Annotated in this window: 2 protein-coding genes; both read right to left on the bottom strand. The window is 52.3% G+C overall.

The window, feature by feature from the left end; genetic code table 11:
- On the bottom strand, positions 1 to 469 hold a 469-nt coding region (locus N4G42_RS25445), incomplete at its 3' end, for a peptidoglycan-binding domain-containing protein (protein WP_260669176.1).
- Positions 470 to 683: 214 nt separating this feature from the next.
- Positions 684 to 1,091, bottom strand: a 408-nt coding sequence (locus N4G42_RS25440; protein ID WP_260669175.1) for an STY0301 family protein, incomplete at its 5' end; no start/stop codon positions are given.

Below are 1,091 nucleotides of genomic sequence, written 5' to 3'. Positions count from 1 at the left end.
TTAGGGCATCAACACCGTTCGCCCCACATGAGAACGAATTGCCTGCATGATGAATGGCGATGGACTGGTAGCTCCAGTCATTCTGGGGAATCTTGGCAGGGTTCAAAGCCTGCCACGTTTTTCGTTCAACAATATTTACCCTATCAATGATTACTTGCCTGATTTTTTCTTGATCAGCAACAAGGCATGCTGCGGTGGGATTGAGAATTCTTATGATATCTTTGTTCAGGGCCCTGTGAGTCGAACCATGGGGAAGAATGATGGAGTCTGCGGGTGTGACGCCAATCATTTTTTGAAATACATGGATTGCTTGGAGTGTTTCAGGAGAAATTCTGCCATCTTCTTTGATGGGCTGATAGCCGATCTTGCAATTCATATGGCGGTTGAGAGCCTGCTGAACCGCTTGTACCTCATGAGGGTTATTTCCGACAGTTTTCCCAATTGGCGAAGTGATTTTAATTTCGGCCATTATTAATATCTTATTAAATGGTGCTCTCTCTCAGCGAGTCTTGGTACGGAGCACTCATCCCTACCAGACGGCTGAGATACAGATTGGCAAATGCCAATCACAAAAAGCTCGACCCCATCAAACAGCCTGTAGGGGATTTTCTGAGAGCCCTAAGGGGCAAGTGATCACTGGGAATACCGCTTTCGGTGTTGTCGAGAGGCATTTGAGCAGCCTGCTACCCTGCGGTGCCTCCGCGGCAGCTCCATCGTTTAAGCACTGGTGGCGAGCTGTTCATGTCGTGCTCGGCAACACAAGACGCAATGTTTTTGTCGAGCGGCTTGGTAGCAGTGGCCGATGTCCCGGCGTATTCACAAGCTACCCAGTAAACGCGGTCGGCAGGAGCGAACAGCCACCGCGAGGTGAGCGTCTTGCCTTTGCGCTGCGCGCTGCTGGGCGCTAGTTGGGCCATCTCCTCTGGTGGCCCCGCGTAGAAGGAAATATTGGCAAGAGGATGCGTGTCGTTGCTGCTGCGGGTTTGCCAATCTGAAATAAGGGCGGGCGAGGGCGTCTGTTGGACCTGAATTGATGGTGGGCAAGCGGTGGCCTTGTGGGCCGCCGCGTTGCCCGGGGCCTCTTGCGCGAT

The organism is Acidovorax sp. K2F, from assembly GCF_025246485.1.
Classification (GTDB): Bacteria; Pseudomonadota; Gammaproteobacteria; order Burkholderiales; family Burkholderiaceae_C; genus Acidovorax; species Acidovorax delafieldii.
The sequence above is the reverse complement of the archived record's forward strand: the minus strand, read 5'-3'. Positions and strand labels throughout refer to the sequence as shown.